Source organism: Haloflavibacter putidus (genome assembly GCF_006546625.1).
Taxonomy (GTDB): Bacteria; Bacteroidota; Bacteroidia; order Flavobacteriales; family Flavobacteriaceae; genus Mesonia; species Mesonia putida.
In genome coordinates this window covers 1-26,264 of the sequence record NZ_VIAR01000003.1, presented here as the reverse complement: position 1 = coordinate 26,264, position 26,264 = coordinate 1, and the positions used below count along the sequence as shown (strand labels likewise).

Annotated in this window: 21 protein-coding genes; 9 read left to right on the top strand and 12 right to left on the bottom strand. The window is 36.9% G+C overall.

Translation table 11 applies throughout. The features are described 5' to 3' along the window. Nucleotides 1-7: 7 nt before the first annotated feature. The 5 genes from FKR84_RS03710 to FKR84_RS03690 are packed head-to-tail and all read right to left on the bottom strand — an operon-like array spanning nt 8 to nt 7,582. Entirely contained in the window at nt 8-721 is a 714-nt protein-coding gene (locus FKR84_RS03710; RefSeq protein ID WP_141420855.1) for a c-type cytochrome, read from the bottom strand. Between the two features lie 5 nt (nt 722-726). Beyond that, on the bottom strand, nt 727-1,251 hold the full coding sequence (locus tag FKR84_RS03705; protein WP_141420854.1) for a DUF3341 domain-containing protein: 525 nt from the start codon (nt 1,249-1,251) through the stop codon (nt 727-729). A 1-nt stretch (nt 1,252) separates the two neighbouring features. Next, nucleotides 1,253-3,091 carry an NrfD/PsrC family molybdoenzyme membrane anchor subunit gene (nrfD, locus tag FKR84_RS03700; RefSeq protein ID WP_141420853.1) on the bottom strand — a complete coding sequence of 613 codons (1,839 nt, stop codon included), beginning with the start codon at nt 3,089-3,091 and terminating at the stop codon, nt 1,253-1,255. Between the two features lie 31 nt (nt 3,092-3,122). Continuing rightward, the gene (locus FKR84_RS03695; protein WP_141420852.1) at nt 3,123-6,191 is read right to left on the bottom strand and encodes a TAT-variant-translocated molybdopterin oxidoreductase; all 3,069 of its coding nucleotides are present in this window, start codon (nt 6,189-6,191) and stop codon (nt 3,123-3,125) included. A 26-nt stretch (nt 6,192-6,217) separates the two neighbouring features. Next, nucleotides 6,218-7,582: a c-type cytochrome gene (locus tag FKR84_RS03690; RefSeq protein ID WP_141420851.1), complete on the bottom strand. Its 1,365-nt coding sequence runs from the start codon at nt 7,580-7,582 to the stop codon at nt 6,218-6,220. Nucleotides 7,583-7,801: 219 nt separating this feature from the next. On the opposite strand from FKR84_RS03690, the gene FKR84_RS03685 reads away from it, so the two are divergent. Continuing rightward, a complete protein-coding gene (locus FKR84_RS03685; protein ID WP_141420850.1) occupies nt 7,802-8,176 on the top strand; it encodes an SPOR domain-containing protein in 375 nt (124 codons plus the stop codon). 74 nt (nt 8,177-8,250) lie between these two features. Here FKR84_RS03685 and infB read toward each other — a convergent pair whose 3' ends face one another. The 3 genes from infB to rimP all read right to left on the bottom strand — a co-directional run bounded on the left by infB (nt 8,251) and on the right by rimP (nt 12,809). Next, a complete protein-coding gene (infB, locus tag FKR84_RS03680; protein WP_141420849.1) occupies nt 8,251-11,034 on the bottom strand; it encodes a translation initiation factor IF-2 in 2,784 nt (927 codons plus the stop codon). Nucleotides 11,035-11,095: 61 nt separating this feature from the next. After that, a complete protein-coding gene (nusA, locus tag FKR84_RS03675; protein WP_141420848.1) occupies nt 11,096-12,334 on the bottom strand; it encodes a transcription termination factor NusA in 1,239 nt (412 codons plus the stop codon). Between the two features lie 13 nt (nt 12,335-12,347). Beyond that, on the bottom strand, nt 12,348-12,809 hold the full coding sequence (gene rimP / locus FKR84_RS03670) for a ribosome assembly cofactor RimP (protein ID WP_141420847.1): 462 nt from the start codon (nt 12,807-12,809) through the stop codon (nt 12,348-12,350). A 157-nt stretch (nt 12,810-12,966) separates the two neighbouring features. Here rimP and FKR84_RS03665 point away from each other — a divergent pair, with 157 nt between their 5' ends. Then, on the top strand, nt 12,967-13,803 hold the full coding sequence (locus FKR84_RS03665; RefSeq protein WP_141420846.1) for a universal stress protein: 837 nt from the start codon (nt 12,967-12,969) through the stop codon (nt 13,801-13,803). On the opposite strand, the gene FKR84_RS03660 is transcribed toward FKR84_RS03665, so the two are convergent. Then, nucleotides 13,800-15,299: an AsmA family protein gene (locus tag FKR84_RS03660; RefSeq protein WP_141420845.1), complete on the bottom strand. Its 1,500-nt coding sequence runs from the start codon at nt 15,297-15,299 to the stop codon at nt 13,800-13,802. The genes FKR84_RS03665 and FKR84_RS03660 overlap by 4 nt on opposite strands. A gap of 422 nt (nt 15,300-15,721) precedes the next feature. Between FKR84_RS03660 and FKR84_RS03650 the strand changes: the two genes are divergently transcribed. Together FKR84_RS03650 and FKR84_RS03645 are read left to right on the top strand one after the other, a co-directional pair. Continuing rightward, complete coding sequence (locus FKR84_RS03650; protein WP_141420844.1) at nt 15,722-16,351, top strand: metallophosphatase domain-containing protein; 630 nt, start codon at nt 15,722-15,724, stop codon at nt 16,349-16,351. A 104-nt stretch (nt 16,352-16,455) separates the two neighbouring features. Then, nucleotides 16,456-16,785 carry a hypothetical protein gene (locus FKR84_RS03645; RefSeq protein WP_141420843.1) on the top strand — a complete coding sequence of 110 codons (330 nt, stop codon included), beginning with the start codon at nt 16,456-16,458 and terminating at the stop codon, nt 16,783-16,785. Nucleotides 16,786-16,981: 196 nt separating this feature from the next. Here the strand turns inward: FKR84_RS03645 and FKR84_RS03640 are convergent, their stop codons facing one another. After that, on the bottom strand, nt 16,982-17,770 hold the full coding sequence (locus FKR84_RS03640; protein WP_141420842.1) for an alpha/beta fold hydrolase: 789 nt from the start codon (nt 17,768-17,770) through the stop codon (nt 16,982-16,984). 43 nt (nt 17,771-17,813) lie between these two features. On the opposite strand from FKR84_RS03640, the gene FKR84_RS03635 reads away from it, so the two are divergent. Beyond that, on the top strand, nt 17,814-19,367 hold the full coding sequence (locus FKR84_RS03635; protein WP_141420841.1) for a serine hydrolase: 1,554 nt from the start codon (nt 17,814-17,816) through the stop codon (nt 19,365-19,367). 91 nt (nt 19,368-19,458) lie between these two features. On the opposite strand, the gene FKR84_RS03630 is transcribed toward FKR84_RS03635, so the two are convergent. Then, nucleotides 19,459-20,751 carry an aminopeptidase P family protein gene (locus FKR84_RS03630; protein WP_141420840.1) on the bottom strand — a complete coding sequence of 431 codons (1,293 nt, stop codon included), beginning with the start codon at nt 20,749-20,751 and terminating at the stop codon, nt 19,459-19,461. 207 nt (nt 20,752-20,958) lie between these two features. Here FKR84_RS03630 and FKR84_RS03625 point away from each other — a divergent pair, with 207 nt between their 5' ends. From FKR84_RS03625 to FKR84_RS03610, 4 genes are all read left to right on the top strand, one after another. Further along, entirely contained in the window at nt 20,959-21,660 is a 702-nt protein-coding gene (locus FKR84_RS03625; RefSeq protein ID WP_141420839.1) for a succinate dehydrogenase cytochrome b subunit, read from the top strand. Nucleotides 21,661-21,674: 14 nt separating this feature from the next. Continuing rightward, the gene (locus FKR84_RS03620; protein ID WP_141420838.1) at nt 21,675-23,678 is read left to right on the top strand and encodes a fumarate reductase/succinate dehydrogenase flavoprotein subunit; all 2,004 of its coding nucleotides are present in this window, start codon (nt 21,675-21,677) and stop codon (nt 23,676-23,678) included. Nucleotides 23,679-23,755: 77 nt separating this feature from the next. Beyond that, nucleotides 23,756-24,502, top strand: a complete 747-nt coding sequence (locus FKR84_RS03615; RefSeq protein ID WP_141420837.1) for a succinate dehydrogenase/fumarate reductase iron-sulfur subunit — start codon at nt 23,756-23,758, stop codon at nt 24,500-24,502. A gap of 86 nt (nt 24,503-24,588) precedes the next feature. Next, nucleotides 24,589-25,734: a methionine aminotransferase gene (locus FKR84_RS03610; protein ID WP_141420836.1), complete on the top strand. Its 1,146-nt coding sequence runs from the start codon at nt 24,589-24,591 to the stop codon at nt 25,732-25,734. 53 nt (nt 25,735-25,787) lie between these two features. Here FKR84_RS03610 and FKR84_RS03605 read toward each other — a convergent pair. Beyond that, nucleotides 25,788-26,264 (bottom strand): OmpA family protein (locus FKR84_RS03605; protein ID WP_141420835.1); only part of this gene is annotated, 477 nt, incomplete at its 5' end.

Genomic DNA, 26,264 nt, shown 5'->3' with positions numbered 1-26,264 from the left:
TCTTGATTTACTTCGTTGTTGTGTCGTTTTTGGTAACTGTTTTTTCCTTATCGAAATTTTGCTCTATACTATTACCAAAAGCATTACCAAAAACTCTTTTGTAACGTGCGTTGTTATTTCTAAATTGGTCTGCCTCTTCTTCTGTCAAAAATTCTCTTTTAGAACCTCCTTCCAATTCGGCTTTTAAGTCCATCACATGATGGTCTATTTGCCAACGTTCTTTTTCGCTTGTTTGCGCAGCATAAGATCCCATAGTATTAAGACCGTAATACATCACGTGATAAACGCTACCTTCTGTAATAGCTCTACCTGCATCATCAAAGGAAGGAACACCTAATATCTTCTCGCGCTCTACCAGCGTACCCTTTCCATTACCTTTATCGCCGTGACAAATTGCGCAGTACAATGTAAATAAAGCTTGACCTTCATTTACGTTTTCTTCTGTATAAGGTAAGGGGTTTTTCAATTCCGCTTTAGCTTTATCGTAACCATCTAAATTATCTTCATAAGAATAAGGCATCCAACCCCTAGGAATAGAACCTTCTACCGGCAACTTGGCTTCCTGCTCGTTTAAGAAAATATCGTAGGCTCCGTAAGTTTCATAACCTATAGGCTCATACATATTAGGAAAATACTCGTAGTTTCTATGATCTTCGTCAAAGCAGGAGCTCAGACTAAGTGCTATTACTAAAACAAGTGTTATTTTAAATAAACTTTTCATAGGGTTTATTTGTTAATTAGTTTAATTTCTACGGCTCCCGTCCTTGAAAGGAAATCTGATAAATCGTCAACATTGTGGTTTGCCACCGCTATTTCCATCAAAAAATGATCATCGGTGGTTCTTACGTCAGGGTTTTCAGCTTTTTTAAATGGCCATAATCTACTTCTTAAATAAAATGTAATAACCATTAGATGGGCAGCAAAAAACACTGTTAATTCAAACATAATTGGCACGAAGGCCGGCATATTTTGAAAAAACGTAAAACTTGGTTTACCACCTATATTTTGCGGCCAATCTTGAATCATCATAAAATTCATCATCCAAATTGCCACAAAGAAGCCAACCAATCCATAAATAAAAGATGTGATTGCAAGTCTTGTAGGTGCAATTCCCATAGCTTTATCCAAACCGTGGACAGGAAATGGGGTAAACACTTCTAAAATACTATAATTTTCTGCGCGTGTTGTTTTGACAGCTTGCATTAACAAATCGTCATCCGTATAAAGCGCATGTATAACCTTTGCTGCCATACTAGTTGTTTTTAAGTTTTATTGCCTGACTTGTCCAATTATCGCGTACTGCTGCATTATCAAAATCGTCAATGATTTCGTTTAAAAGCGCGTAATCTTTTGATGTCATATTTGCTATTTGATTAAAAGTATAAATACCCAACTGATGAAGTTTTTGTTCCATAAGCGGCCCTATACCATCAATTTTGGTTAGGTCGTCTTCATTTTGCGTAGCTGGGTTAAACGTACCAATACGTTCTAGCATTTTATCTATACGTTCTTTCTGCTCTTCGTTTGCCAAAGCATCTGCATGAACCGTGTCTTTGTGCGCGTTATTTTGCTCGTTATCTTTTGGCTCATTGTCTGAAAGAGAATCAAAATCTGCTTCATCGTTACGGTCCTTCGCAGTATTGGCTGCCGGACCTCCAGAAGCAGGATATTGCTCTACTTGCTTTATATGATAATCATCGCCATATTGAGCTCTGAGTTGCTTAAATCTTTGTCCAGAAGATTTAAGTATAGTTTTTACCTCTGCCTGCGCAATAACCGGGAAGGTTCTTGCGTAAAGTAGGAAAAGCACAAAAAAGAACCCTATTGTACCTATAAATGTACCAATATCTACAAAAGTAGGTGAGAATAAAGCCCACCCAGATGGTGTTCTGCCTTTACTAAGATCTACCACAATAATATTAAAACGCTCAAACCACATTCCTATATTAATAATTAATGCTACTATAAACGTCCATAATATATTTCTTCTTAGCTTTTTTACCCAAAGAGTTAATGGCACTATAAAGTTACAAGTAATAAGCGCCCAAAAGGCCCACCAGTAAGGTCCGGTAGCCGCTCCAAACGATAAATAAACATAATTCTCATAGGAAGTAGCAGAGTACCAGGCTATAAAAAACTCCGTTATATAGGCAACAGCAACGATACCACCGGTAACTAAGATAACTTTATTCATATATTCTATATGAACAACTGTAATATACTCTTCTAAATGTGATACTTTACGCATTACGATTAGTAAAGTTTGAACCATTGCAAAGCCGGAGAAAATAGCACCTGCCACAAAATATGGAGGGAAAATGGTACTATGCCAACCAGGAACTACAGAGGTAGCAAAGTCAAAAGATACAATGGTGTGTACAGAAAGTACTAACGGAGTAGCTAAACCTGCCAAAACCAAAGAAACTTCTTCAAAACGTTGCCAATCTTTTACACGCCCACTCCAGCCAAAACTAAGCAAGCTATATATTTTTTTCTGAAAATCATTTGTAGTACGATCTCGCAACATCGCAAAATCGGGAAGCAAACCTGTCCACCAGAAAACTAACGATACCGAAAGATAAGTAGAGATAGCAAAAACATCCCAAAGTAATGGCGAGTTAAAGTTCACCCAAAGCGAACCAAATTGGTTTGGAATTGGTAACACCCAATATGCCAACCAAGGTCGCCCCATGTGTATAATAGGGAACAGACCAGCTTGCACAACCGCAAAAATAGTCATTGCTTCTGCAGAACGGTTTACTGCCATTCTCCATTTTTGTCTAAAAAGAAGCAATACGGCAGAAATCAAGGTTCCGGCGTGACCGATACCTACCCACCAAACAAAGTTGGTAATATCCCAAGCCCATCCAATAGTTTTATTAAGACCCCAAACTCCAATACCAGTAGACACGGTATAGATGATACAGCCTAATCCCCATAGAAATGCAATTAAGGCAATAGAAAAAACAATCCACCAAGATTTATTGGCCCTTCCCAGAACCGGAGCTCCTACATCTACACTTATGTCATGGTAGGACTTTTCTCCAATAACCAAAGGCTCTCTTATCGGTGCTTCGTAATGTGACGACATATTCTTACTTAATTAATTTTACTAATCTTTTTTAAACTTCCGTTGTATTTTTAACCTTTACTTGATACATCACATTTGGTTTGGTACCCAAATCTCCCAGCATGTGATACATACGATCGTTTTCTTTTAACTTTAATACTTCAGAATCTTTATCATTTACGTCTCCAAAAACTATTGCGCCGGTATCACAAGCTTGTGAACACGCAGTTTGGAATTCGCCATCTTTAATAACCCTACCTTCGCGTTTAGCATCCAGAATAGTTTTTTGCGTTTTCTGAATACACATAGAGCATTTCTCCATAACTCCTCTAGAACGTACAACAACATCTGGGTTTAATACCATTCTACCCAAGTCGTTGTTCATATTGTAGTCAAATTCATCGTTTTTATTGTAAAGGAACCAGTTGAATCGACGAACTTTATACGGACAGTTGTTTGCACAATATCTTGTACCTACACATCTGTTATAAGCCATTTGATTTTGACCCTGACGACCGTGAGAAGTTGCTGCTACTGGACATACTGTTTCGCAAGGAGCGTGGTTACAGTGTTGACACATAACCGGCTGAAAGGCTACTTCCGGATTATCGTAAGAAGCAGTTTCTACATCGGTAAACGTTTCAAAAGCTCCTAAATTCTCTAAATCTTCTTTTTCTTGCGCAAAGGTATTGGCAGAAGAATAGTATCTATCTACACGTAGCCAGTGCATATCGCGGAATTTACGAACTTCATCTTTTCCTACCACAGGTACATTGTTCTCACTATGACAAGCGACAACACAAGCTCCACAACCGGTGCAAGCATTTAAGTCTATAGAAAGGTTAAAATGATGCCCAACCGTATCGTCAAAAGACTCCCAAATATCTGTTTTTCCCGGAACCCCAACTGGCGTTTCTACGTGGTTATAACCAACTTTAGGAATATGATTCCAATGCTCTCTGTCTTTTGTATTAAATATTTCTAAGGTAGTTTCGCGCACAATATCGCCACGACCTACCATTGTACTTTGTAATTGCGTACAAGCAAATTCATGTTCTCCCGCAGCTTTTTCTAAACTAACATTCTGAAACGCTTTAAAGTCTTTGTAAATAGGATATGCATTAACCCCAACTTGCATTTCTTCCTGTATAGCTTCTTTTTGACCATAGCCTAATGCTAAACCAATAGAACCTTCGGCTTGACCGGGCTGTATAATTACCGGAATATTATTTAATGTTTTATCGTCTAATTTTAGATTTACATAATTTCCGTTCATTGCCCCGTTGGACACGATAGGGTTTTCTAAACCTAACCTATCTGCATCGGGTTTGGAAATAGTTATGTAATTATCCCAAGTAGTTCTGGTAATAGGATCTGGCAACTCTTGTAACCAAGGATTATTAGCCTGCTTCCCATCTCCTAAGGCAGTTTTGGTATACAAAACCAATTCAAACTTACCATTTGCAGGCTCTGCTTGCGCCAACCTGCCGGCTGCTCCAGCTGCGCTCCCTCCAACTACACCACTGGTTTCGACCTTTACAGGAGATTTACCTTCAAAAACACCATCATGAACTGCACTGTTCCAATCAAATCCTATAGAAGCATTTGACCAGGTATCTTTTAAATATTCATAATAGGTTGCTTTATTTTCCGTCCAAGTTAAGATCGTGTCTTGAAATTGACGCGTATCAAATAAAGGTCGGATTGTAGGCTGCATTAAGCCAAATGTATTTTTTGTAAACTGCACATCACCCCAACTTTCTAGATAGTGTGGTGTTGCGGCAACATAGTCGCAAAGCTTAGCAGTTTCATCTTCCTTCATACTGAATGCAACAGAAAGACCTACATTTTTCATACCTTCTACAAACTCGTTTGCATTAGGTAAGCTATACGCAGGATTAACGCCGGCAACTAATAAAGCGCCAACACTACCTGCATTCATATCTTTTACTAATTGCTGAACAGCCTTAGCGCTACCTTGACGGGTCATTTTACCATTTTCGGTATCCATCAAGCTACTCCCTAAGGTTTCGTTTATTTCTAAAACAAGCGCTTGCGCGTCATCTTCCGGAATACCGGAAACAACAGCAGACTTACTTCCACCTTTACGTAACTGACGTACAGCTTTCACAACAGCATCATCTAATTTTGCAGGAAGGTTACTTGTAGACGAACCACTAACAATATAACCATAAATAGCTGCCAAAACAGCTTTTTGCTGTGAAGGTGTGGCTTTTATTCGTTGATCTGCGCTAGCTCCGGAAAGGGTCATATTAGACTCAAACTGAATATGCTTAGACATATTTCCGTTTTTAGGAATTCGACTTTTTGCATAGCCAGGACTATAACCTCCGCCTTGCCAATCTCCTAAGAAATCTGCACCAACAGAGACAATTGTTTTAGCTTCTGTAAAATCATAATTAGCAAGCGCACGATAACCATACTTAGCTTCAAATGCATTTAAACCTGCATCTTCTGAAACCGTATCATAAGTTATATGACGTACGTTACCATATTTATCTGAAAATTCTTTTATCAGCTTGGTAGTACTCGGACTTGCGAAAGTTTGCGTTAATAATACAATATCACCGGAAACTTGACCTAAACTGCTTAAAACTTCTGCATCTAAATCTGCCCAAGAAGCAGGTTCGCCCTTAATCATTGGCCGCATTACACGATTATTATCGTATAAAGATAATACAGATGCATGAACTCTAGCACCAGCACCGGCACTAATTCCGTTTAACGCATTATTTTCTATTTTAATAGGTCTACCTTCTCGTGTTTTTACCAACACACTTGAGAAATCAAACCCATCTGCCATGGTCGTAGCATAATAATTTGCCACCCCAGGAACTATTCGTTCGGGCTGCACCACGTAAGGTATAGACTTAACTACTGGGCCTTCACAGGCAGCCAAAGAAGCTGCGGCGGTACTAAAACCTACAAATTTTAAGAAATCTCGACGAGAAGTTTTCGAACTCTGTAGAGACTCTTTGTCTCCCAAAAATTCATCTGTAGGAATTTCTTCTACAAATTCATTTTGCTGAAGTGCCTCAACAACAGGGCTATTCTCTTTAAGCTCCTCAACACTTTTCCAGTATTTCTTGTTTGATGACATATATACTATAAATTACTTCTTGATTATTAATAATGGCATTTTCCACACTCTAAGGCTCCCATTTGGGCGGCCGTCAACTGCTCTACACCATATTTTTTAGACAACTGCTCATGAATTTTTTCATAATACTTGTTGCCTTCCATTTTTACATTTGTTTCTCTGTGACATTCTATACACCAACCCATAGTTAATGGCGCATACTGTCTCATCACTTCCATTTCCTCTACCGGACCGTGACAGTTTTGACAAGCAATTCCTGCTACACTAACGTGCTGCGAGTGATTAAAATATGCAAAGTCCGGCAAGTTGTGTATTCTTACCCATTTTACCGGCTTTTCTTCGCCAGTATAAGATTGCGTTTCAACATCCCACCCTACGGCATCGTATAGTTTTGCTATTTCTGCATCGTAAAACTCTTTAGAATACTCTTCAGTAGCTGTTTCTGGTGCTACTTCAGAAATAGATTTATGACAATTCATACAAACATTTAAAGAAGGTATGCCAGAGTGCTTACTTACCCTTGCAGAGGAGTGACAATATTTACAATCTATACCATTATCACCAGCGTGAATTCTATGCGAATAGTGAATTGGCTGCACAGGCTCATAACCCTGATCTACACCAACCTGCATCAAATAACCGTAGGCAAAATAAGCAGCCCCAAGCAAGAATACGATAGAAACAACAATTACTAAAAATTGGTTTTGAACAAAAGCTTTCCAGATAGGTGTTCTTTTTTCTTTTTCTCTTTTATGCACCTCTACACCACTTGCTTTAGCAAAACGCGTTAAGGTTTTATTTACCAAGAATAAAATAACTACCAATAACAACAATACAAACGAGAGAACCCCTAAGATAACCTCTGTAGAAACACCGCCCCCACCTTGAGAAGCTTTATCTACACCACCAGCTTCTGCAGATGCTGGAGCTTTAGGCTCAGGTTTTGGCTGCTCTACATACGCCAAGATATTATCAATATCCTCTTCCGAAAACTGCGGATAAGGAGGCATTGGAACTTTATTAAATTCTTCAAAAATTGCTACTGCATCTGGGTCTCCAGCTTGCACCATAGCCTGGCTATTATGAATCCAGTTATACAACCATTGCTTGTCGTATTTATCTGTAACCCCATGAAGAGCTGGACCAGTTGAGCGCTTGTATAATTTGTGACAAGCAGCACAATTGGAATTAAATAAATCTTTACCCGCAGCTACATCGCCTTGCACATCAGAACCTCCCTCAGAGTCTTCTTCTGCGTCAGCCGGAACCTCAGTTTGAGAAGAATCCTCTTCTCCTTCTTGAGCATATGCGGAGTTAAAAATTGAAAATAAAAGCACTACAGCCAAAAGTAGTGTTCTTGAAATGGAATGGCGGTTGGTCACCTTTTTCATATCACAACTAAATTAACGTCTAATTTGTTACCATTTTGATAGTGAAGTTGTTGCAAAAACAAGCCTTCACTGCGCAAAATTTCAAGAGCAAAAGTAACACTTAAAGATGATTTTCGGAATGTTAGTGAAGTGTTAATAGTTAATTTATACTGTTTCTAAATAATGATATTTGTCATATTATAGCAGATTAATTTTATTTTTGTAAATAAATCTCATTGTATGAAAAAGAATATGCGTTTTTTAGTTTTAGGTGGAATAGCTTTGCTTTTCTTTCCTATTGGAATTTTTGCTCAATCTTCAATTCAGCAAGACCCGTTAATACCAGAGTTGCTAGTATTAAAAGCTAAGATGACCGAAAACAATGAATTGGGCGAACGCTATAAAATTCAATTATTTTATGGTGAAACTTTAGAAGCTGCCAATAAGATAAAAGCAGAATTTGAAAGAGAACACGCCAAATGGCCATCAAGTATAGAATACGAAGCTCCCAATTATAAAGTATGGGTTGGAGATTTTAGAAATAAATTGGAAGCTGAAAGAGCTTATGTTATTTTAAAAAAAGATTTTAAAAGTGCCTTTATTTTTAGGCCTTAAATCACTTCTTAATACCACAAAAAAGAGGTTGTTTTTAAAAACAACCTCTTTTTTTATGCAATGAAATATGTAAATTATTTCAACTTTTTCTTAACTGCCACTTCTTGGAATGCTTCTACTACATCCCCTTCTTTAATGTCGTTGTAGTTCTTTACTTGCAATCCACATTCGTAGCCTTTTGCAACTTCCTTAACGTCATCTTTAAATCGTTTTAAAGAAGCCAATGTGCCAGTGTATACTACCACGCCATCTCGTATAAGACGTATATTACTATTTCTGTAAATTTTACCATCTGTTACCATACAACCGGCAATAGTTCCAATTTTAGAAATCTTAAAGGTTTCTCTTATTTCGGCATTACCGGTAATTTCTTCTTTTAATTCCGGTGAAAGCATGCCTTCCATCGCATCTTTTAAATCGTTGATAGCATCGTAAATAATAGAGTAAGTACGAATATCTATTTCTTCCTTATCTGCCAATTGCTTAGCATTACCAGCCGGACGCACGTTAAAGCCAATAATTACAGCGTTTGATGCAGATGCTAATAGCACATCACTTTCGGTAACCGGACCTACACCTTTATGAATAATATTTACTTCTATTTCTTCTGTAGAAAGCTTTTGGAAACTATCTGTCAAGGCTTCTACAGAACCATCTACATCTCCTTTTAGAATAATGTTTAGTTCTTTAAATTCGCCTAAAGCAATACGTCTACCTATTTCGTCTAAGGTAATATGACGTTGTGTTCTAACGGTTTGTTCACGTTGCAATTGCGTTCGTTTAGCTGCAATTTCTTTTGCTTCACGCTCATCTTCCATAACCACAAACTTATCTCCGGCTTGTGGTGCGCCATCTAATCCTAAAATAGATACTGGCGTTGATGGCCCGGCTTCTTTTACTTCGTTACCGCGTTCGTCTTGCATTGCTTTAATCTTACCGCTAGTTGTACCGGCTAAAACATAATCTCCTATATTTAAAGTTCCTGCTTGCACCAAAATGGTAGAAACATAACCTCGCCCTTTATCTAGATACGCTTCTACTACAGTTCCGGTAGCCATTTTATCTGGATTGGCTTTTAACTCTAAAATTTCTGCTTCTAATAATACTTTTTCGAGCAATTCTTTTACGCCCGTTCCTTGTTTAGCAGAAATATCTTGCGATTGTACTTTACCGCCCCAATCTTCTACCAACAAATTCATACCCGCCAATTTCTCTTTAATCTTCTCCGGATTGGCAGTTGGTAAATCTACTTTGTTTATAGCAAAAACAATTGGCACTCCCGCAGCTTGAGCGTGTGAGATAGCCTCTTTGGTTTGCGGCATCACATCATCATCTGCAGCAATTACAATAATTGCAATATCTGTAACTTGCGCTCCCCTTGCCCGCATAGCTGTAAAAGCCTCGTGACCAGGAGTATCTAAAAATGCTAATTTTTCTTTGTTATCCAATTGCACTCCATAGGCTCCAATGTGCTGAGTAATACCACCACTTTCTCCGGCAATAACGTTTTCTTTACGGATATAATCTAATAAAGAGGTTTTACCGTGATCTACGTGACCCATTACTGTAACTATTGGGGCTCTTGACACTAAATCTTCCAGCTTGTCTTGTTCTTCTTCTATAGATTCTTCCAAATCTGCTGTTACAAACTCCACTTCATAGCCAAATTCTTCAGCAACAATACTCAAAGTTTCTGCATCTAAACGCTGGTTCATTGTAACCATCATTCCTAAAGACATACAAGCAGAAATCACTTTTGTTACCGGCACCCCCATCATTGTAGCAACCTCACTTACTGTAACAAATTCTGTAACTTTTAATGTTTTGCTTTCTTGTTCTTGCTGTGCTTGCTCCTGCTCGGTTTTTTCCCGATGCTGGTCACGCTTATCTTTACGGTATTTAGCACCCTTCTTTTTAGAAGACTTGCCTTGAAGTTTTTCTAGCGTCTCTCTAATTTGCTTTTGTACTTCTTCTTCTGTAGGATCTTCTTTAGCAACGGCTGGACGTCGTTTCTTACCTCCTTTTTTGAAGTTAGAACGTTTTTGCACCCCGCCTTTGCCAGGAGCATCTTTACTTATACGTTTACGCTTTTTCTTTTTAGATTTTGCTCCAGATTTAGCGTCTTTATCGTCTTTTTTCTTAGGCTTTTTAGAGAACTGGCTTAAATCTATTTTTTCCCCGGTAAAGTTCGGCCCATCTAATTTCTTATACTTGGTTTCTAAACGCTCTTCTTGCGTTTTTTCTTCCTTATCTTTAGGAGCTTCTTCTTTTGCCGGTTCTTTCTTGCTAGTTTCTTTCTTGCTAGTTTCTTTCGTAGTCGGTTCTTCTTTAGGCGCTTCCCCTTTAGATTTTTCAACGTCTTGAACCGGTTTCTCTTCGGGTTTTTCAACTTTTGGAGTCGGTTTCTCGACCTCAGATACTTTTGGCTTTTCTTCCGCTGGCTTAGGTTCTTCTTTTTTTGTTTTAGAAGAAGGCTTATCGAGGTCTATTTTACCCACCTGCTTAGGGCCGTTAAGCTGTTTACGCCCAGAAACAACTTCATTTTCTTTTTCTTTCTCCAATTCTAATTGGCGCTTCTCCTCTTCTTTTTTCCGTTTTTCTTCTAGTTCTTTTTCCCTAGCAATACGGATTTCTTCCTTCTCTTTTTTGCGCTCTTCCCCTACTTCTTTAGAAGCTACCTTTTTGCTTTTATCTGTTTGAAACTCATCAAAAAGTACTTGGTAAACTTCTTCTGAAATTTTTGTAGTAGGACGTGCCTCAATATCGTAACCGTTAGAATTTAAATATTCTACAGCCCGGTCTAGTGAAATATTGAATTCACGCAAAACTTTATTTAATCGCATTGTTTTTCCAGCCATAAATCGCCTCTAAATTACCTCTTTTATTCCTTTAATTATCGTGATTAATTATACTAAATAATTACTCTTCAAATTCTTCTTTTAAAATACGAACCACATCTAAAATGGTTTCTTCTTCCAGATCTGTTATTTTAACCAAATCTTGTACGTCCTTTTCTAAAATACTCTTTGCGGTATCTAAACCTATTCTAGAAAATTCTTGAATGATCCAGGCTTCTATTTCGTCTGAAAATTCAGACAATTCTACATCCTCATCATCTTCTTCGCCTTCTCTAATCACATCTATCTCATAACCGGTAAGCTGCCCGGCCAATCTAATGTTGTGACCACCGCGACCTATTGCCTTAGAAACTTCTGAAGGCAACAGTTTCACCTCTGCCCGCATAGTTTCTTCGTTTATTGAAATGTTGGTTATTTTTGCCGGACTTAACGCGCGGGTTATATACAACTGTGTATTATTGGTAAAATTAATTACATCTATATTTTCATTTCCTAATTCACGAACAATGCCATGAATTCTAGAACCTTTCATACCTACACAAGCTCCAACAGGATCTATACGATCGTCATAAGAATCTACCGAAACTTTTGCTTTTTCGCCTGGTATTCTCACTACATCTTTTACGGTTATCAAACCGTCAAAAACCTCCGGTATTTCTTGCTCAAAAAGCTTCTCTAAAAACAAGGGAGCAGTTCTAGACAAAATTATTACCGGTTTTGTACCTTTTAATTCTACACTATCTATAATACCGCGCACATTATCTCCTTTACGGAAAAAGTCTGAAGGAATTTGCCTATCTTTTGGCATAATCAATTCATTGCCTTCATCATCTAATAATATGACAGCTCGGTGACGGATGTGATGCACTTCTGCAGAATACAACTCGCCTTCCAAATCTTTAAACTGCTTATATATATTGGTACTATCGTGCTCGTGAATTTTAGAAATCAGGTTTTGACGAAGCGCCAAAATCGCTCTTCTTCCCAAATCTATCAATTTCACTTCTTCAGATACATCTTCTCCTACCTCAAAATCAGGTTCAATTCTTCTTGCTGCGCTTAATGAAATTTCACGATTATCGTCTTCTACTTCGCCATCTGCCACAACAATTCTATTTCGCCAAATTTCTAAATCACCTTTATCTGGATTTATAATTATATCAAAATTATCATCTTCTCCAAATTTCTTTTTCAGTGCATTTCTAAAAACATCTTCTAAGATCGCCATTAACGTGACACGATCTATCAACTTATCATCTTTAAATTCTGAAAAAGAGTTAATCAACTCGATATTTTCCATACCAAAACTATGCTTAAAATTTTATCTTCACTTTTGCTTCTGTAATTTCCTTATAAGGCAAAATCACTTCTTTCTTAACAGTTACTTTACCTTTACCAACCGGTTTTGGCTCTCTAGTTTTCCACCGCAAGGTAATATTTTCCTCATTAGCAGCTTCAAGATTTGCTTCATATTTTTCGTTTTCTGTATGTACTTCCAATTTTCTGCCAATATTTTTCTTAAACTGTCGCGACATTAATAAGGGAGAAGTTGCCCCGGCAGAAGTTACTTCTAAAGAAAAGTCTTCTTTCTCTCTATCCAAGTTATGCTCTATAGCACGACTAATTTGCATGCAATCTTCTACAGAAACACTTTCATCGCCATCAATCACCACTAAAATCTGATTGGCCGGCTTGATTTGCAAATCTATTAAAAACAAGTTAGGATTTTGCTCCAAAGCCGTATCCAACAACTGTTTAACGTTTTCTTTCTGCATTAAATATCCTTATAAAAAGAGGGGACCGCTGTCCCCTCCAATAATTTTTCAATCTTTCGGGTGCAAATATAATAATTATTTCTCACATAAGAAATGATTAGCAAAACGAATTTTATTTGTAACTTTAAAAAACTAATTAATTTAAATTAAAATAGAAATGAAACGAATTCTTGTCCCCACAGATTTTTCCACACATGCCGAAAATGCCTTAAAAGTGGCGGCGCAAATAGCTAAAAAAAACAAAGCAGAAATTTTCTTGCTTCACATGCTAGAATTGCCTCTGGAGTTAATGGACCCTACCACACAGCAACAAGCAGCCCAAAATAACCCACCCGAAGCTTTATTTTTTATGAAATTAGCGCACAAACGGTTTAACGAAATCATGGAAGCAGATTTCCTAGAAGAAGTTACTGTGCACGAAACGGTTCAATTTCATCAAGCTTTTGAAGGAATTATGGAAGTTGCCGAAGATAAAAGTATAGATTTAATTGTGATGGGCTCCCAGGGAGCCACTGGCCTAAAAGAAGTTTTTATTGGTTCTAATACAGAAAAAGTGGTGAGAAATTCTAATATACCTGTTTTGGTAATTAAAGAAGAGTTGCCAATTTTTGATGTAGAGAATTTTGTATATGCTTCAGAATTTGAAGAAAAAAATAAAAAATCTTTTAAAGAAGCGGTAGATTTTAGCAAAAGTATAAATGCCAAGTTGCATTTGGTTTATGTAAATACCGCTAACAAGTTTCAAACTTCTGAAAGTATTGAAAACCGTATAAAAACTTTCTTAAAAGAGGTAGATTTAGAAAATTACAGTTTTAGTATATATAACGACAATACAATAGAAGAAGGTATTTTAAATTTTGCCAGAAAAACCAATGCCGGTTTAGTAGGTATAAGTACCCACGGGCGTAAAGGCTTGGCTCATATGTTAAATGGCAGTATAAGCGAAGATTTGGTTAACCACGCAGACATACCGGTAATTACTTTTAAGCTTTAGAGTAAAGATTTTTTTATACCGGCCTCGAGACAAGACCAAAAATAATTCCAAAAAGATTTGGTCTTGTCTCTTTTTACCGATTCTACTTGAGAGGTAATCGAGCCATTTTTTGGTGATTTATTTACAATAATATTTGCCAAAAAACTAAGAATATCACTTTCTGATCTGCTATCTCCTTTTAAAACTGCCAAATCAAAATCATCATAGACCAATTTTGTTTTGCCGCGGGCTGTATTTCTATTTCCTTCAAAATCATAATAAACAGCCTGCATACTTCCTTTTGCTTTTACATTCATAGCCGGAATAAAAAACTCATTCATAGAACTTGGTGGCACGTTTTGTACATTTCCGCGAAAGCGAAACCTACCTGTTGTATCGTTAACTTTAAACTGCCAATTCATCTCTATAGGAGATTTACCAAAAAACGAAGTATTAATTTGTACTTTGGTAGTAGGAAAATCTTTTCTATCTAAATCTAAATTGGTGATATTATAAATTTTAGCATTTAAGTTTTTGAAGTTTACCTTACCCGGGTTACGGTCTTTTTTTATTTTTTCTTCGTACGTTATTTCTGCTTTATTTAGGGCTACAGAATCTATCTTTAATTGTATTGGCAGCTTACGAATCATTGTGCTGTACATATCTTTTTTACGCAGATCGTCTTTGACGGTTTTATCTCTGTAAATAGAAAAATCTATAGCGCTAAGTGATAACAGTCCAGCAGAAAAATGCGGCGCTTCTTCTTTGTACGAAAATTTATAAGACGGGATATGAATACTGTCCAATTTTAAATTCATTAAATCTTTTTCGTACGGAATGTAGTTTACATAATCTTTACGATTTTTGGTTGGTAGAAACCGAAGGTCTTGCAAGAGCACTTCTTCTTCACTAATCTCTACTCTTGCTACAGATAAGTCTTGATAGGCATTGGCTACAAAATTTAGACTGTCTGCTTCTAAAAAATAATCGCCATACTGAAAAGGAATTTTTTGTTTGATTTGATCCGGACCGGTTTTTATATTTTTTATTTTTAAATTGATTTTAGGTACCTTAAACCTCTTTATGCTATCTCTTCTATAACTTAAGCGCCCGTTGGTTATTGCTAGCGCATTGATACGTATTTTTTCTGAAAACTTATTGCTTTTCTTGCCATTAACACTAGAATCATTTTTTTTAGATAACCGAAGGTTTGGTTTTTCTATCTGAATCTCGTCTACAACAATAGAATCACCCAAGACTAAATAAGAAAGATAATTAAAATTACGTATGCTTACTGTTTTGGCTTGTAGGTTTTGCTTTTTTGGCCGGTAAGAAATATCTTTTACAGAAAGATTTCCTTGAAATAAATTTATAGAATATTCTTTATAACTAAAATTTTCTTTGTCTATACCATCTAATAATTTGCCTACTTTATAGCGGGCAAAAAAATGAAGACCCACAAATATTACGGCTAAAACTAAAAGCCCAACTAGAATTTTTTTAAGTATATTTTTCAAATCTTAGAATTTGTTTTCTACCAAGATATTATTCTTTTTAAAAAGCTAATTAGCTTTAAGATATTTTAACTTAAAAAATTAAGCTAGCCGCAATTGCTGCGTTAAATTTCAGCTAAAGAGACTGCTAACTTTTTTTTGAAAGCAAGCTCACTGTATATTTATCTGCCAATCAATTATGTATACCATGCTTTTAAAATTTAGTTTTATTTTACTGTTCTTATTTGCCGAAATTGCTCTTGGCATTTACAGTATGTTATACAGTGATAATTTATTGGCCAAATTTCTATTCTTTATACTTTCTGCAATTTTAATTTGCATAGCCGTAATTAAGGGCGTAAACAAAATTTTACCTTCCGAAGAGAAATAATTACACCTTGTTTTTTTGTACCTTGTTAGCATCTGATAAAAGTTTTTCTTGAGTAATGAACATTATTTGTATTTCTGACACGCATAACCAGCATCGTTTGCTAAATATTCCTTACGGGGAAGTGTTAGTACATACGGGAGATTTTACAGAAGGCGGCACCAAACGCGAAGTAGTAGATTTTTTTAAATGGTTTGCGCAACAACCGCACCCCTATAAAGTTTGTATTGCCGGAAATCACGAGTTTTACTTAGAAAAGATTAACACCACGCAATTGGCAGAAATCATTCCATCTAATGTGCATTATTTATTTCAAAGTTCTATTTGTATAGAAAATGTGAAATTTTGGGGCTCTCCTTATAGTCCTATTAATTCTCGCTGGGCATTTAGTAAAACAAGTAATGCTATTGCAAAACATTGGGAGAAAATCCCACAAGATACAGATGTCTTATTAACACACACACCACCGTACAATATTTTAGATGAGTCTGAAGCAGAAGTTGCTTTGGGTTGCGAACATTTACGCAAGCGCGTAGAAAAGATACAACCACAATTTCATATTTTTGGCCATTTACACAATAACTACGGAAAGATTAGCCGTAATAAAATTACCTACGTAAACGCTACTTCTTTTAATAAAAATTCTAAATTAATAAACAGTCCTATTAAATTGCGTTATCTTCTGTAAACGGTATAACAAGCTTCTTAAAATTAGTTAATTGACTAATAAGCAACATTTTATTAATAACCTCTTAACATATCACGGGCTATATTCGTAAAAAACAATTAGCCATGAGAACTTCTTATCAATCAACTACTATTTTAAGAGAAATGAATAATTTGATTACTTATAGTTGTAATAATCAAAACATTTCTACAGAGCGGTTTTCTACCTTTCATAAAGCGCTTTTAAAAAAGCATTTTGAAGCAAGTGAAGTAAGTATAGATATTAAAGAAAACACCCTGCATCTTCAAATACTGGTGGAAAGCAATAAACACGTTAACGTAAATTTTGAATACCAATCGTTAGAAGCTTTATTAAAATCTTGCTTAGAAAAAGACAATGGCAGCTTAGGCTTTTACCAAAATATGCTCACTTTTTATAATGTGGCTAGTGTATAAAAATTAACCAATTTACTTAGAACTTTTGTACGCAAGACTGGTACAGCTTCTTGCCAAAAAATCACTTCATTTAATTTCCGGCATTCGATTGCATCGAGTGCCATTTTTTTTACTGAAAATTAATTAAAAACGGTCAACTTTATTTAGGGATATTTTTTCACCTAACACCTAACACCTAACACCTAATCTCTACTACCTACCTCTTATTTTCAACCAAACCTTCCATAGCTTCTAAAAAAACCTCCTGGTCTTCTATATAACTCATATGTCCTTTTGGGAAGACAACTAATTTACTACCGGTTTCTGCAGCCACATTTTTAATATTTCCTAACGGAATAATAGGATCTTTTTTTCCCGTAAAAATTATTTTCTCTCCTTTAAAATTGCGCAAAACTTCGGTAGTATCCTTTCGGGTTTTTAAACCTTCTATAGTTGCTACAATACTTTGTACGCTCATTTCTTGCGCAATGGCAATGTTTCGGTTTACTTGCTTTTGGTAGTTATCTTTGGTTTCTTCGGCAAACAAGTTTCTTATGGCCATTCGCACAAACGCGTCTTTATTTTGCTTTACCAAAGCCTGGGCGCGGGTTCTATTATCTTTTCGTTCTGGCGAGTCTGGCTTGGTACTAGAATTTAACAACCATAAATTTTTGGTTTTTTCCGGAAACAATTCCGTAAAGTGCAAGGCCACATAACCTCCCATAGAATGTGCTAAAAAACTAACTTTCTCTATTTTTAAATAATCTAAAACCGCTTTTACGCTGCGCGCCATTTCTTGCATACTATGAATGTACCCCAAAGAATCTGTAAAACCGTGTCCCAGCAAATCTATTGTTACCATTTGGTGCGTGTTTTCAAAAAGCGGAATACTGTGCCGCCACATATCAGAACTCTCTAAAAAACCGTGCAAAAGCACAATTACCTCGCCTTTGCCTTGAGTAGCATAGGCAATTTGTATATTTTTGTAGTTTACGAAATTTTGCATAGCGCAAAAATAATCGGTTTTAACCGCTAAACAGCAAGCTTATATGAAAATTTTAAAATTACTCTCCGTTGGTTTTTTCTTAGTTTCCTTTACCATTTCCGCACAGATAAAAGAAAAAAAATTAGACAAATTAATAGAAAACACTTTAGAAGCATTTGATGTGCCGGGCATTTCTGTAGGAATAATCAAAGACGGAAAAACAGTTTACGCCAAAGGTTTTGGCAAACGCTCGTTGGCAACCGGCAAACCTATGAACAAAAACACCTTGGTAGGAATTGCTTCTAACTCCAAAGGTTTTACCGCTTTTGCATTGGCAATGTTGGTAGACGATGGTAAGTTAAATTGGGATGATAAAGTGCGGGAACATTTACCGGAATTTAGATTAAAAGATGCTTGGGTTACCGAAAATTTTACCGTTAAAGATCTGCTCACGCACCGCAGCGGTTTAGGACTTGGCGGCGGCGATTTGATGTTTTTTCCTGAAGGCAATAGCTATTCCGCAGAAGATATTTTAGACCATTTACAATATATTGAGCCTACCAGTTCCTTCCGCAGTAAATTTGAATACAACAACAATATGTTTATTGTTGCCGGCGAAGTTTTAGAACGCTTAAGCGGAATGACGTGGGAAGAATTTATAGAAGAGCGTATTTTAAAACCGGTGGGAATGACGGCCACCAAAGCTTCGTACAATCGCGTAACCGATAAATCGAATATAATAGACGCCCACGCCCGTACCGAAGGAGAAGTAATTCAAATTCCGCACGATTGGAGCGAAACTGCCAATCCTGCCGGCGGCTTGGTAAGCAACATTACCGATATGTTAACCTGGGCAGAGTTTTTAATGAACGATGCCGTAACCAAAGATGGAGAACGTTTGCTAAGCGAAAAACAATTGCATAATCTTTGGCAGATGCAAATGCCATTGCCGGTAAGTAAAGAGAATTCTTATGATACACATTTTTACGGTTACGGTTTGGGCTGGTTTGTAAAAGATGTAAAAGGCGGTTTTAAAGAAGTTACGCACACCGGTGGTTTGCTAGGTACGGTAACGCAATTTACCTTACTACCCGAAAAAGATTTAGGCATCGTAGTGCTTACCAATCAAATGAGCGGAAGCGCTTTTAATACAATTACCAATACGATAAAAGATAGTTATTTAGACTATGAAAACCGGGATTGGTTAAAAAAATTGAAACCAAAACACGATAAATGGCTAGCTAAAAACGATAGTATAAAAACAGCGGTTTACCAGCAGGTAAAAGAAATGCAGAAAAAAGGTATTGCCCTGCAACCGGAACAAGTAATTGGTACTTATAAAGACAATTGGTTTGGAGAAGTAACAATTAGTAAAGAAAATGGGAAACTAAAAATTGCTTCGGAAGAATCTGAGCAGTTGAAAGGTGAATTGTTGCCGTACAACACAACCACTTATGTAGCAAAATGGAATAACAGAAGTTTTGATGCCGATGTATTTGTGCTTTTTAATTTAGATAAAAACGGAAAAGCCCAAAGTGTCACCTTAGAATATATTGCCCCAATAACCGACTTTAGTTTTAATTTTGGTGATTTACGATTAGAAAGAGTAGAAGAGTGATTTTTCAATAAAAAAACTCAAAATTTTCAGTAAAAAAAACCTGCTTAAAAATAAATTTAAGCAGGTTTTTTGCTATTAAGTTAAACCGAAATTATTGATTCATTAAATCTTCAATCTCGTCTGCTTCAATAGGTATATCGCGCATCAAGTTAAAAGGCTCGCCTTTTTCTTGTATTACCAAATCGTCTTCCAATCTAATCCCGAAGCCTTCGTCCGGCAAATAAATTCCCGGTTCTACGGTATAAACTTGGTTTGCTTTCATAGGTTCGTAAAGCAGGCCATAATCGTGTGTATCTAACCCAATATTATGCGAAGTCCCGTGCATAAAATATTTTTTATATGCCGGCCAATCCGGATCTTCGCTTTGTACATCGGCTTTATCCAACACGCCCAGCTCTAAGAAAGCTGCGGTTGCCATTTTACCAACTTCTTTGTGGTATTCTTCCCACATTGTGCCTGGCACCAATAGTTTAGAAGCTTCTTTTTTAATCTGGTTAATTTTGTTATAAACCTCTTTTTGTCGTTTTGTAAACCTTCCGGAAACGGGAATGGTACGCGACATATCGCTAGCATAATTGGCATATTCTGCGCCAACATCCAACAAGATAAGCTCGTCCTTTTTACACTGGTCTTTATTTTCTATATAATGCAACACATTGGCATTTTGCCCCGAAGCCACAATTGGCGTATAAGCAAATCCGCGCGAACGGTTACGCAAAAATTCGTGCATAAACTCGGCTTCAATCTCATATTCCCAAACCCCGGGTTTTACAAAATTGAGAATTCTTTTAAAGCCTTTTTTGGTAATATTACAAGCTTCTTGCATAGCTTCCAGCTCTAAAGGATGCTTTACGGAACGTAAACGCTGCAAAATAGGATTGCTTTTTTCTACCGAATGGGCAGGATAGGTTTCTTTTAACCATTTATTAAAACGCGCTTCCCGGGTTTCTGTTTCTATGTTAGCACGGTAATGCTCGTTGGTGTTAATATAAACCGTTTCGCTTTGGGACATTAGTTCTTGAAAAACTTTTTGGAAATCTTTAAGCCAATACACGGTTTTTACGCCAGAGGTTTCGTAGGCTTTTTCTTTGGTAAGCTTTTCGCCTTCCCAAACGGCAATATGTTCGTTTGTTTCCGTAAGGAAAAGAATTTCGCGGTGCTTTTCTTTGGGAGCATCGGGAAATAAAACCAAAATACTTTCTTCTTGGTCTACCCCACTTAAATAATAAATATTTCTATCCTGTTGAAATGGAATGGTACTGTCTGCCCCAATTGGGTATACATCGTTAGAGTTAAAAACAGCCAAACTTTTTGGCCGCATTTGCGCCATAAAATTTTTACGATTTTCTTTAAATAAACTAGAATCTATGGGCGTATATCTCATAATAACTATATAATTTTAGATTTCTTCAAAATTACTAATTCTATAGTATACTACACTTTAATACTTCTTAAAACTTAGTAAATCTATTTAGCAATCTTATCCTTGATTAAACTAATTCTAAATAAAACTTAAACGCGGAGCAAAGTTTGTTAATAACTTTAAGTAACCGTATTTTTGTTAGAAATTTCTCTAAACAAACAAAAACCAATGAGTGGATTATTAAAATCAACCATAGCACGAAAAGTTGCTATGGCCTTATCCGGACTTTTCCTAGTTTTATTCTTAGCTCAACATTTAACTGTAAACTTTACTTCTGTAATAAGCGCAGAACTCTTTAACAGTTTTTCTCATTTTATGGGTAATAATTTTGTGGTGCAAGCATTATTGCAACCGGTACTTATTTTTGGAGTGGTTTTTCACTTTATAATGGGTATTTACTTAGAAATTAAAAACAACAGAGCCCGGGCTGTCAATTATGTCAAGTTTAATGGAAGTGCAAATTCTTCTTGGGTTTCTAGAAATATGATTTTCTCTGGCGCCGTTGTATTAGCCTTTTTAGGTTTACATTTTTACGATTTTTGGGTTCCCGAAATGATTCATAAATATGTAGAAACCAACCCAATTGGCGAAAACTCTACACGCTATTACGAAGATTTAGTAACCAAATTTGAGAGTCCCGTACGCGTTGGCTTGTACGTAATTGCTTTTATATTTTTAATGCTGCATTTATTGCATGGTTTTGCTTCATCTTTTCAATCGTTAGGCGTCAAAAACAAATACCAAGAAGGTATTAAAGGCTACCAAGACAGTGCCTCTAAATGGGTGCGCGGTCTTACTACCGCTTACGCCATTATTGTACCGTTAGGGTTTATTTTTATTGCCCTTTATCACTATATTAATACATTATAATTTACGGAAGATTTATGTCAGTTTTAGAATCAAAAACACCAGAAGGACCACTAGCAGAAAAGTGGAATAATCATAAAAATAATATCAACCTGGTTAACCCGGCAAATAAACGTAATATAGATATTATTGTTGTAGGTACAGGTTTAGCAGGCGGCAGTGCTGCAGCAACACTAGCAGAATTAGGCTATAATGTAAAAACTTTTTGCTACCAAGACTCTCCGCGTCGTGCGCACTCTATTGCGGCACAAGGAGGTATAAACGCTTCTAAAAATTACCAAGGCGATGGCGACTCAGATTACCGCTTGTTTTACGATACTGTAAAAGGTGGTGATTACCGCTCTCGTGAGGCCAATGTTTATAGATTGGCAGAGGTTTCCGGTAATATTATTGACCAATGTGTGGCACAAGGAGTTCCCTTTGCGCGTGAATACGGCGGCTATTTAGATAATCGTTCTTTTGGTGGGGTTTTAGTCTCCAGAACTTTTTATGCCAAAGGACAAACAGGACAGCAGCTTCTTTTAGGAGCATATTCTGCAATGAACCGTCAAATTAATCGCGGTAAAATTCAAGCTTTTAACCGCCACGAAATGATGGATTTGGTTTTAGTAGACGGCAAAGCCCGCGGTATTATTGCCCGCGATATGATTACCGGCGAGATAGAAAGACACGCAGCCCACGCAGTAGTAATTGCTTCTGGTGGTTATGGTAATGTATTTTTCTTATCTACCAATGCAATGGGAAGCAATGTTATGGCAGCTTGGCGCGCGCACAGACGTGGAGCTTATTTTGCCAATCCGTGTTATACGCAAATTCACCCAACTTGTATTCCCGTTTCCGGAGATCATCAATCTAAATTAACCTTGATGTCAGAATCTTTACGGAATGACGGAAGGATTTGGGTTCCTAAAAAGAAAGAAGATGCGGTAGCCATTCGCGAAGGAAAACTAAAGCCAACAGAGCTTTCGGAAGACGAACGTGATTATTACTTAGAAAGAAGATATCCCGCTTTTGGTAACTTAGTACCAAGAGACGTTGCCTCTAGAGCAGCAAAAGAACGTTGCGATGCAGGTTTTGGGGTAAATAAAACCGGTGAAGCTGTTTTCTTAGATTTCTCTAGCGCTTTTGAGCGTTATGGAAAAGAAAAAGCTTTTGCTTCCGGACATAAAAATCCTTCGAAAGAAGAGATTATTCGTTTAGGAAAAGAAGCCGTAGAGAACAAATACGGTAACTTGTTTGAAATGTATCAAAAAATTGTAGCCCAAAACCCTTACGAAACACCAATGATGATTTATCCCGCTGTGCATTATACAATGGGAGGACTTTGGGTAGACTATAATTTACAAACCACCATACCCGGTTGTTATGCCGCAGGAGAAGCTAATTTCTCAGATCACGGCGCTAACAGACTTGGAGCTTCTGCATTAATGCAAGGCTTGGCAGACGGTTATTTTGTTTTACCCTATACCATAGGAGATTACTTGGCAGACGATATTAAAACCGGTCCTATCCCGGACGACACGAAAGAGTTTGAAGAAGCAGAAAATGCTGTTCGCGATAAGATTGATCGTTTAATGAATGCCGCCGGTCAAAATTCTGTAGACCACTACCACAAAAAATTAGGTAAGATAATGTGGAATAAATGCGGTATGGCTAGAAACGCTGATGGTTTAAAAGAAGCTTTAGATGAAATTAGAGCTTTACGCGAAGATTTCTGGAAAAATGTAAAAGTAACCGGTAAAACCGATAATAAAAATGCGGAACTGGAAAAAGCTGGTCGTGTAGCAGACTTTTTAGAATTGGCAGAATTGTTTGCTAAAGATGCCCTACACCGTAACGAATCTTGTGGAGGTCACTTTAGAGAAGAATACCAAACCAAAGAAGGCGAAGCCTTGCGCGACGACGAAAATTATAAATATGTTGCAGCTTGGGAATACACCGGTGATCCGCGGGAAGCCAAATTGCACAAAGAAGACTTAGAATTTGATTACATCGAGTTAAAAACAAGAAGTTATAAATAGATGTAAGTATTGAAAAAGAGGTGTTAGGATTTAGCCACTCGGTACTCAATACTCAATACTAAAATCTAATAGAGAATATGAAACTTACACTAAAAATATGGCGTCAAGAAAACGCCAACGCAAAAGGAAAAATAGTAGACTACCCGATAGATGGCATAGAAGGAGATATGTCTTTTTTAGAGATGCTAGATGTACTTAACGAAGAATTGGTTGCTAAAGGCGATGATCCTGTAGAATTTGACCATGATTGTAGAGAGGGTATCTGTGGTTCTTGCAACTTACAAATAAACGGTGAGCCGCACGGTCCAGAAAAACTTACCACCACTTGCCAGCTACATATGCGTAGCTTTAAAGATGGAGATACTATTGTAATAGAACCATTTAGAGCAACTGCTTTTCCGGTTATAAAAGATTTAATTGTAGACCGCACTTCTTTTGATCGTATTCAACAAGCCGGTGGTTATGTTTCTGTAAATACTTCAGGTAATACGATAGATGCCAACACTATTCCGGTAAATAAGCACGATGCAGACGACTCTTTTAACGCAGCAACTTGTATTGGTTGTGGGGCTTGTGTAGCAGCTTGTAAAAATGCCAGCGCAATGCTGTTTACTTCTGCCAAGGTGTCGCAATATGCTTTGTTACCACAAGGAGAAGTAGAAGCAGCAGATAGAGTGCAAGCAATGGTAAGACAAATGGATGAAGAAGGATTTGGTAATTGTAGTAATACAGGTGCTTGTGAACTAGAATGCCCAAAAGGAATTTCTTTAGAAAACATCGCAAGAATGAACCGCGAATACCTTTCGGCTACGACCAAGAAATAAATAGTAACGTTTATTTTATAAAAACTTCCCAAATTCTTATAGAGTTTGGGATTTTTTTTATCTTATAGCCAAGTAAATTGTAAAGCATGAAATTCACCTCCAAACTTCCCAATACAGGAACCACTATTTTTACTGAAATGAGTAATTTGGCAAATAAACACGAAGCCATAAATCTTTCTCAAGGATTTCCAGATTATATGCCCGATTCAAAATTATTGGATTTAGTAGAAGAATCTTTCCGTAAAGCAGGTAAAAATCAATATGCACCCTTACCGGGAATTTTTAGTTTGCGTAAAACCTTGTGTAACAAATTGAACTATCTTTATAATAGTAATTATCACCCGGAAACAGACATTACTATCACCGCCGGTGCAACTCAAGCTATATTTACGGCTATTTCTACCTTTGTAAAAAAAGACGATGAGGTAATTGTATTTAAACCCGCTTACGATTGTTATGAGCCGGCTATAGAATTGTATGGCGGTAAACCGGTGCTAATACAAATGAAAGCCCCTGATTACTCTATAGATTGGGAAGCGGTAGAGCAAAAAGTTTCGAAGAAAACTAGAATGATAATTATTAATACACCGCATAATCCTACCGGTAAGGTTTTAAAAAAACACGATCTTTTAAAATTACAAGAAATTGTTTCGGGTACGGATGTGTTGGTGTTAAGTGATGAAGTTTATGAACATATTGTTTTTGATGAGCATAAGCATCAAAGCGTAGCAAGATTTATAGACTTACGCGAGCGTTCTTTTATAACCTATTCTTTTGGTAAAACTTTTCACGTTACCGGTTGGAAATTGGGTTATTGTGTTGCTCCTAAAGCTTTGATGAAAGAATTTCAAAAAGTGCATCAATACAATGTATTTTGTGTAAATCATCCGCTGCAAATTGCTTTAAACCAATATTTACAAAAAGAGGAAAATTACCTGCAGTTAGCAGAGTTCTACCAACAAAAAAGGGATTACTTTTTAGATCTTATAAAAGATTCCAGATTAACCTTTACACCTTCTGAAGGAACTTATTTTCAAACAGCATCTTATAAAACAATCACCAAAGAAAAAGATACAGATTATGCCATACGCTTAATTAAAGAAAAAAAGCTGGCAAGTATTCCTGTCTCGGTATTTAATAAAAACATGCAAGACGACAAAGTATTGCGTTTCTGTTTCGCAAAACAAAATAAAACCTTAGAAGCGGCAGCAGAAATTATAAATACTCTCTAATAAAAAAAGCGGTCTTAACATTAAGACCGCTTTTTCTTTAAATTTTAATTATATTACTCTTTTATAATTACGAATTTAGATCTCCTATTCTCTTGGTATTCTTCTTCGCTGCAGTTGTCACATTCTACTTTTGGTTTAGACTCGCCAAAGGCTTCCCAGTTTATCCTGGTCTTGTCTATACCTTGCGATACCACATAATCTACCGTGCTCTTAGCTCTACGCTCTGAGAGTTGCTGGTTATAATTTTGTGGCCCGCGCTTATCTGTATGCGCTTCTACCTTGATTTCCATCTCCGGATGCTTCTTCATTATAGATACCAATTTATCCAGCTCAAAGGCGGCTTGTTTACGGATATCGGCTTTATCAAAATCAAAATAGATTGGCTCTAAAACAATCTCTTCTTCTTGGATCATCTTCTCGATTGGCTCCAACTCGATTGTAACTCTGGCCTGGCCTTCTTCTTTTTCTACCGGCGCGCCGTTGCTTTCATACTCATCAGCGTTTACTTGCAGCATATAGCCTTTCTTCCC